Origin of the sequence: Maribacter polysiphoniae (genome assembly GCF_003148665.1) — a bacterium.
GTDB lineage: Bacteria > Bacteroidota > Bacteroidia > Flavobacteriales > Flavobacteriaceae > Maribacter_A > Maribacter_A polysiphoniae.
On the sequence record NZ_QGGQ01000005.1, the window covers coordinates 282,359 to 290,338 of the forward strand.

The following is a 7,980-nucleotide window of genomic DNA, read 5'->3' on the forward strand; positions in this document are numbered from 1 at the left end:
ATATACCGTTTCAATAGTATATAGCGCTTAGCGTAAAGAAGTACAAGGCGTATTAATCCCACCTATAATTTTTCTTTTCGGCCTGTTTTTTTATGGCTTCCAACATGGCGTTTTCCAATTCTCCAGAAGCATTTTCCTTTTGGTTTTCGGCAATGTATGCCTCCCGTTTTGCATTGAGTTCCTGTATCTCTCTTTGGATATCGGCACGTTCATTCTTTTTGGTTTCGATATACTTTTCTATCGCTGCTTTGGACTTTCCTTGCAACTCCTGGGGCAATTGCTCATTTTCGATCTCCGCAACATTAAAATCCTCGTCTTCCATGGCATCGACCAAATCCCAGGATGCGTTGTTGTACATCCTAGAGCTTTTACTTACGGCCCTTTTGACGATTACCACCTCTTCTAAGGCTTCGGCATTGGCATCTTGTTCTGCCTGCATAGCCATTTTAGAGGCCCCGAGACTACCGTACGATATGTAGGTTTTGTTCAATTTGCCATTCAATTTAATGATAACGTCATCATAAGGGGTGTCGATGTGCACAACACGTTTGTTGTGGTCTATGGCCAAATATTCCCCTCCGGTCATGGTCGCCCCTTTTTTCCAGGCTGTATTGATGCCTTGTTCATAATTGCCACAGAAAATAGTGTTCACAACCACATGTTTTTCCACGGCATTGGCAACAGCATCTTTGTAGTTTAGTTTTCCTTGGGTAAAGGGTTCGTTGCCGGCAATGAAGATCATCTTCAAGTGGTCTGGGTTTTTGCCCCAGTCCAATTGCTTCAATGAGGTTTGAATGACCTGTCCACAGAATTCCTCACCTCCATTGGTGGTCAATGAAAAGAGTTTTTCTGAGATCTCATCAAGATCACTGCTAAAATCCAGGACTTGTTGAATGTACCCTTCTTGGGATGATAGATTGTCGTTGCCATATTGATACAGGGCAATTTCCAATTTTGGTCGTGTGTCGTTGCCACATTTGGCATGGGTAAATTCGTTTATAATATCCCAAAGTTGTGATTTGGCTTGGTTGATCAACCCGTCCATGCTGTTGCTCGTATCCAATAACAATGCGATTTTGACCGTATTGTTGTCGGATTTTACATTTTCGTCACCAATGATGGCTTCGGCTATAATTGCTTTGTTTTTGGTATTTTTCGGACTTAATTCACAGCCATAGGAAGTATGGATTGTTGTGGCCAAAAGGCAAATTCCTAGAATTCGATGTAGATTTTTCATAATATTCATTTTTTTGTTTTACTTCCCGCGAAGTGGAAATCTGTTATGCTTCAATTAATTTTTTCGTAGTTTTTCAATGGTCGAAACCGTTAAGAAAGAGAACCCTGCTATGAACAATAAGACGAGCATTAATTGTAAATAGGTGGTGAGTGTCCATAAAAAGGCCGATGTTATCCGCTGTGTTAAACTGGTATTGGTGATCTTTTTTTCGGTAAGGGAGAATTTTACGGTGCAGAATTCATTTTCCTCATCAAAATTGCCCAAACTCACACCCAAGGCCTGTAGCTGTTGTTCAATTTCGAGTATCCTATCCTCCAATTGTATGTATTCCTCAATTCGTCCTCCTTCTGTCTTAAGATCGATCAAGGAAGTCCTTATTTTTTCGAGGGACATTTTTTTGGCACGCAATTCCTTGTACTCATTGGTTTTGTCCTTTTTGGTAATCTGTTTGGCTTGTATTGTACCTATTTGGATGAGTTGTTGGTATATGGCATCAAAATGTTCAGGAGGGACACCGATGGTTAGGTTTAAGCTACGATAGCCGGAATTTCCATTTTTATTTTCGAACTGTATAAGTCCGTTGTAATCGGAAACATATTTGCGTAGTTGGTTTTCGTCACGATCAAAGACACTGGATGTGGATTTGATGTCTGCTATTTTCTCATATTTCTGGTCCACTTGCATAGGGGCTTGTCCCAATGTCACATGATGTCTTTTGGTTGCGTAGTTCTTGCGTATTTCAAGATTGGATTCCAAAAGTTCTGTTTGCTGAAATAGGGGAGTAGGGGCAATGCTGTTTTCTTTTTCTGTCGACAGACGATAGGCGAATAAGATGATAAACCCTATGCCAAGTACTAGGGATAGTTTTCCGATTTTGTTTTTTACCGTTGTTTTCATGTTTGATGGTGTCATTTTATGGGGTAAATGTATTTCCTGATATTTTGATAAAAAACAAGGAATGAGGTAAAGCCCCTGTTCAATGAGTAAAGCGTCCCTTTGGTTTTGTAAAGTCCGCATTTAGGCCATCTTATTGCCTATTTTGGCTGTTTGGGCATTTTTTATTGCCGCATAAATCAGCTAAGTTTACGTTGTGTTTAAGTAATAATGAAAAGAATAAACCACATCATACTGCTACTGCTCATAGGGGCATTATCCTGCCTCCCAAAGGTTTTGACGGCACAGGCCAAGGTCGAGATCAAGGGGACGGTAAAAGGAATGGAGAACGATTCGCCGATCTCCGGTGTTGGGGTTTCCACAGATTCAGGGTCCTATACCTTGACCAATAGCTTTGGTGAATTTAAGATTGATGCGTTCATCGGGGAGGAACTCACCTTCCAGAGCCCTCATTTTGAAACGGTGCGTCATCGGATTCGAAGCAATGAGGATGTCGATGTGAAAGTCAAGGGGTATGAAGCAAAAAGCAACGGTAGTTTTAGAGGTAGTAAAAGTTCCCTTGATCGCTTGTCGCTACACGCGCTATATTTAGACTCGGCCAATTACTTTAAGAAGAGCGATATTGAAAAAAGTATCGACTACATCACAAAATCGATCGCGAACTTAGGGCCAAGGGCCGATAAAGGGGAATTGGCCCGATCATTGACAGTATTGGGAGAGGTTTATCTTTATCATAAGCAGTACGACTTGGCCATTACCAACTTTTCGGATGCCCTGGAGGCCCAGTCCACGACAAGAACCATTTTTTTATTGGGCAAGGCTTATGTGGCCAATAAGGATTTTGAAGAGGCAGAGCAAGCCTTGCTGCCCTTGACGAAAATCAATAAAATGGTTCCATTCCAAAAAGTGGAACTCTATGAGTATTTGGGGGATGCCTATTTGGGAATGGGGAACATTGATAAGGCCGTGGCATTTTATTCCGAAGGGTTGACCATAGCCGAAAAAAACCAGATTGCCCCTAAAGTGACCGACCTGAATTCCAAGATCGCCGATGCCTATGTAAAGGGAAACCGGAATATCGAGGCAGAGGGGTATTATTCCAATTCGTTGCAATTGGCCAAACGCGAGGCGCCCCAACGATCTATCCAAGAGAAGGAAAAAGTGGCGGACTTTTACAATAAGAAGAACCGATTCGATGAGGAAATCCAATTGCGTAAGCAGAGTTTGAACGAGTTGGGGGAGTTGCCCGCCAATACCAAAGTTAGTCGTGACAAACCCAAATCCCTTGATTCCATTACCTCACAACGTATCAATTACAAGATTGCCAATGCCTATATGGCCCAAGATAATTATGATGAGGCCATACCCTATCTTCAAAAGAGTATCGTGGAGGCGGATAGTGAGGATGACTTGATCATTCAAAAGGACGCCACACGCAAGTTGTCCGAGGCGTATGAGTACAAAGGGGAGTTCAATAAGGCTTTGGAGACCTATCAGGACTATGTGGCCGTGGTCGATACCCTATATATTCGTAAAGAACAGGAAATATCCCGTGCTGCGCGACTCAATCGTGAAATTGCGGCAAAGCAGAGTCGAATCGATGGTCTGGAACAAGAACGGCAACTGTCGCAGAGCAAGTATGATTTGGCGATTACCGACCAGCAATTGCAGGAGGAAAGCAACAAAAGAAAAAACTGGGTGATCTATTCCTTGCTTTTTGGCTTGTTGTTGATGGGATTGGCGGCCTTCTTTTTTTATAGGAGCAACCAACAGCAAAAATTGGCGAACAATCTTCTGGCCTTGAAATCGCTGCGTTCACAGATGAACCCGCATTTCATTTTCAATGCATTGAACTCGGTGAACAGTTATATCGCCAAGAGCGACGAACGTAGCGCCAATAGGTTTTTGAGTGATTTTTCCACCTTAATGCGGGCCGTTTTGGAGAATTCCGAGGAAGATTTCATTCCATTGGCCAAGGAGTTGGAATTGCTGCGCCTCTATGTGAAGTTGGAACATTCCCGTTTTCCTGATAAGTTCGATTATACGATTGATGTTGATGAAGCCATCGCTATAGAAAGCTACCAAATACCGCCCATGCTCTTGCAACCCTATATTGAAAATGCAATATGGCATGGTCTTCGGTATAAGGAAGGAAAAGGAAACTTGCGTATTCATTTGGAAAACATAGATAAGAATTCCATTCGGATCAGTATTGAGGATGATGGTATCGGACGAAAAAAATCCGCTGCCTTGAAAACCCAAAACCAGAAAAAGCAAAAATCAAAGGGTATGGGCAATATCAGTAAGCGAATTGCCATCCTCAATGAAATGTACAAGGACAAGGTAGACGTCCATATCACCGATTTGGGTAATGACGGTAGTGGCACCAAGGTCCTCTTCACTTTAAAAAAGGATAAATGAATTTAAAAGCGCTTATTGTAGAGGATGAGGCCAATAGTCGGGAGATCCTTCAAAACTATGTGTCGAAATATTGTAAGAATGTAACGGTCTTGGGCGAAGCGGCTTCCATACAGGAGGCACTTGAATTTATTCAAGGGAATGCGTTGGATTTGGTTTTTCTCGATGTTGAAATGCCGTATGGCAATGCCTTTGATCTTCTGGACCAACTGCCCGATAGGGAATTTGAAACGGTTTTTGTCACCGCGTACAATCAATATGCCATGGATGCCCTAAACAACCATGCGGCCTACTATTTAATGAAACCCATCAATATCGATGAATTGATAAGGGCGGTGGAATATGTCTCCGAGATCAAGACCAAGGAGACCGCTCTGGAAAATAAGGTGTTGAGTGCCCAATTACCGGGTGTGGAAGGTAAGATCACCATTCCCCAGCAAGACGGTTTCCAGGTGCTGAATGTGAATGAGATCTTCTACTGCAAGGCCGATGACAATTACACGGAAATCCATTTGGCGAACAAGAAGATCTTGGTTAGTAAGACCCTCAAGTATTTTGAGGATGCACTTTCCCAATTTCCCTTTGCACGTATCCATAAATCCTATCTGGTCAATGTGAACGAGATCGTTAAATACAAAAAAGGCAAAGGGGGCAGTGTGGTCGTTTCAAATGGGAAGGAACTTTTGGTTTCAGCATCCAAAAAGAAGGAATTATTGGCGTATTTTTGAACTGCAAAATAAAATACGATACAACCAATGTTAATGAAATCGGTTAGGGGAAAAACCCCAATAATAGGAGAAGATTGTTTTATAGCTGAAAACGCCACCATTGTAGGCGAAGTAACCATGGGCGATCAATGTAGTGTTTGGTTCAATGCGGTCCTTAGAGGGGATGTGCATTTTATCAAGATGGGAAATAAGGTCAATGTACAGGATGGTGCCGTTGTGCATTGTACGTACGAGAAATCACCGACAACCATAGGGAATAATGTTTCCATTGGGCACAATGCCCTAGTGCACGGTTGCACCATAAAGGACAATGTTCTGGTAGGGATGGGAAGCATCATCATGGATGATTGCGTGGTCGAAAGCAATAGCATTATTGCGGCAGGGGCCGTTTTGACCAAAGGGACCCACGTGCCTGAAGGTTCTATCTTCGCCGGTATGCCCGCAAAAAAAATAAAGGATATAAGTCCGGAATTGAGTAAAGGGGAGATCGATAGGATTGCCAATGCCTACATAAAATACTCGAGTTGGTTTAAGGAGGAGTAGTCCTTCGTCTATAATTCGGTCTGGAAAAGTGGCCTAAAGCGGCAGTTTTCAAAATTGGGTTGCCGCTGGTTATTTGGTCGCAATCTGTTTGTTGTCAAAGAAATGGCATTTGGATTGCTGCCGACCCAGGAGGGGTATTTTTGCGCCGTACTGTGGTCTGTGCGAGAATATTCCCTATTTTTGTTATCCAAAATTTAAAATTATGAATGCATATATATTTCCCGGTCAAGGAGCCCAATTCGTAGGAATGGGATTGGATCTTTATGAAAAATACCCATTGGCACAAGAGCTATTCGAAAGTGCCAATGAGATCTTAGGGTTTCCGATTACCGATATCATGTTCGAGGGGGCTGCTGATGATTTAAAGCAGACCAAAGTGACCCAACCTGCCATATTTCTCCATTCGGTGATATTGAGTAAGGTTATGGGTGAGGCTTTTAAGCCTGAAATGGTCGCAGGCCATTCCTTGGGTGAATTTTCTGCTTTGGTGGCCAATGGGGCATTGAACTTTGAAGACGGATTGAAATTGGTCTCACAAAGGGCATTGGCCATGCAAAAGGCCTGTGAGTTGCAACCGGGGACTATGGCAGCCGTATTGCGGTTGGATGATGAGGTGGTTGAAAGGATTTGTGCTGAGACCAAAGGGATTGTGGTCGCGGCGAATTATAATTGCCCGGGACAATTGGTGATTTCCGGTGAGGTTGATGCCATCAATGCAGCTTGCGAAAGTTTAAAGGCAGCAGGTGCCCGTAGGGCCATGGTACTTCCTGTAGGAGGGGCATTCCATTCTCCATTGATGAAACCGGCTGAAGAGCAATTGGCAGCAGCCATCGAGGCTACGGTTTTTTCTGCACCCCAATGTCCGATTTATCAAAATGTGACCACGACAGCGGTAAGCAATGCCGACGAGATCAAGAAGAATTTGATCTCCCAATTGACCTCACCCGTAAAATGGACGCAAAGCGTTCGTAATATGGTTAAGGATGGGGCCACATTGTTTACGGAAGTAGGTCCGGGCAAGGTTTTACAAGGCTTGGTCAAGAAAATTGAACCCACGGTTGAGGCCGTTTCGGCAGAGGTGTCTTAAGGGGTCTTGACCCAGTACATTGCATTTGAGCCAAAAAAGCCTGTTTTAATCCTAGGAATTAAGGTGGTAGCTTTTTTTTTAGTAATATTGACTCCCTATTTTTTGGTTTGACCATACAGGTTCATCAATAATATTTTGGTGCGGTAGGTTCAAAAAAACGGTCTATGAAAAAGAAAAGAAAATATACCATGGTTACCCCATTTCAAGCGATGTCCAAGATTTCCAAAAAGTTATTGTTTTTTGGTGCCTTTCTATTGTTGTCCGTTAGCGGGTATGGGCAGGTTATATCTATTGTCGCAATTAGTGATGGAGAAGAAGATGGTACTGTCAATACGCGTTTTAATGTCATCAGGAGTGGTTTAACCTCGAATGATGTTCAGGTAGACTATTCCATTAGTGGTACGGCTACGCCTGATGGGGATTTCACCGCACCATCCGGTACGATTACCATAGGGGCCGGGGGGCTCAGTGGAACAGCTGAAATTAGTATTCTAAGTATTGTTGACAACATATTAGAAGGGGACGAATCCATAATAATAACGCTTACCAACACTTCTGAAGGCACAATTCATTTAACTCAAGATACAGCTATTGCGGTTATTCTGGACGATGATGTATCCGTCGAATTTTCGGTAGCCAGTAGTTCGGACAATGAGGATGATGGGGGTAATTTACCAGTGTTATTGCTAAACGGAAGGGTGAATGGACCAACTTCGGTTACCGTAACGGATGCAGGATCGGGAACGGCCACGGGCGGAGGGGTTGATTACAGTTTTACATCTCCAACAGTGGTGAACATACCTGCAGATGACTATGACGGAACCCTAAGTACTTCGATAGCTATACCGAGCTTGGCAATAGTCACCGATGCAATTGTAGAAAATGACGAAACGTTTGATTTAGTATTGAGTGACCCCGTTCCTGTTGATGATGTCACCTTGGGAGCCCAGACGACGACTACCTATACCATAGAGAATGATGACACGGCTACACTTTCCATTACGGCAACCACCCAGGCGGCCGAGGACAATACCGATGGCTTGTTTACCATCACGACATCGAACCAATTCTCA

Annotated in this window: 7 protein-coding genes; 5 read left to right on the forward strand and 2 right to left on the reverse strand. The window is 43.2% G+C overall.

What is annotated here, in order from left to right; all coding sequences use genetic code 11:
• Positions 1 to 52 precede the first annotated feature (52 nt).
• Positions 53 to 1,237: a VWA domain-containing protein gene (locus LX92_RS13080; protein WP_109651339.1), complete on the reverse strand. Its 1,185-nt coding sequence runs from the start codon at positions 1,235 to 1,237 to the stop codon at positions 53 to 55.
• A 54-nt stretch (positions 1,238 to 1,291) separates the two neighbouring features.
• Entirely contained in the window at positions 1,292 to 2,134 is an 843-nt protein-coding gene (locus LX92_RS13085) for a DUF4349 domain-containing protein (protein WP_170117847.1), read from the reverse strand.
• A gap of 207 nt (positions 2,135 to 2,341) precedes the next feature.
• Here LX92_RS13085 and LX92_RS13090 point away from each other — a divergent pair, with 207 nt between their 5' ends.
• From LX92_RS13090 to LX92_RS13110, 5 genes are all read left to right on the forward strand, one after another.
• Positions 2,342 to 4,552, forward strand: coding sequence for a tetratricopeptide repeat-containing sensor histidine kinase (locus LX92_RS13090; protein WP_109651304.1), 2,211 nt, complete (start codon positions 2,342 to 2,344; stop codon positions 4,550 to 4,552).
• A complete protein-coding gene (locus LX92_RS13095; RefSeq protein WP_109651306.1) occupies positions 4,549 to 5,277 on the forward strand; it encodes a LytR/AlgR family response regulator transcription factor in 729 nt (242 codons plus the stop codon). Before LX92_RS13090 ends, LX92_RS13095 begins: the two co-directional genes overlap by 4 nt.
• 27 nt (positions 5,278 to 5,304) lie before the next feature.
• Positions 5,305 to 5,820 (forward strand): gamma carbonic anhydrase family protein, encoded by a 516-nt coding sequence (locus LX92_RS13100; protein ID WP_109651308.1) that lies wholly within the window; start codon positions 5,305 to 5,307, stop codon positions 5,818 to 5,820.
• 202 nt (positions 5,821 to 6,022) lie between these two features.
• The gene (fabD, locus tag LX92_RS13105) at positions 6,023 to 6,907 is read left to right on the forward strand and encodes an ACP S-malonyltransferase (protein WP_109651310.1); all 885 of its coding nucleotides are present in this window, start codon (positions 6,023 to 6,025) and stop codon (positions 6,905 to 6,907) included.
• Between the two features lie 164 nt (positions 6,908 to 7,071).
• A partial coding sequence (locus LX92_RS13110; RefSeq protein WP_211315875.1) for a Calx-beta domain-containing protein occupies positions 7,072 to 7,980 on the forward strand: 909 nt, incomplete at its 3' end.

What these genes read in the sequence shown, in the direction of transcription:
- fabD (WP_109651310.1), top strand. Translation starts at nt 6,023, where the DNA reads ATGAATGCATATATATTTCCCGGTCAAGGAGCCCAATTCGTAGGAATG.
- LX92_RS13085 (WP_170117847.1), bottom strand. Translation starts at nt 2,134, where the DNA reads ATGAAAACAACGGTAAAAAACAAAATCGGAAAACTATCCCTAGTACTT.
- LX92_RS13095 (WP_109651306.1), top strand. Translation starts at nt 4,549, where the DNA reads ATGAATTTAAAAGCGCTTATTGTAGAGGATGAGGCCAATAGTCGGGAG.
- LX92_RS13090 (WP_109651304.1), top strand. Translation starts at nt 2,342, where the DNA reads ATGAAAAGAATAAACCACATCATACTGCTACTGCTCATAGGGGCATTA.
- LX92_RS13080 (WP_109651339.1), bottom strand. Translation starts at nt 1,237, where the DNA reads ATGAAAAATCTACATCGAATTCTAGGAATTTGCCTTTTGGCCACAACA.
- LX92_RS13100 (WP_109651308.1), top strand. Translation starts at nt 5,305, where the DNA reads ATGTTAATGAAATCGGTTAGGGGAAAAACCCCAATAATAGGAGAAGAT.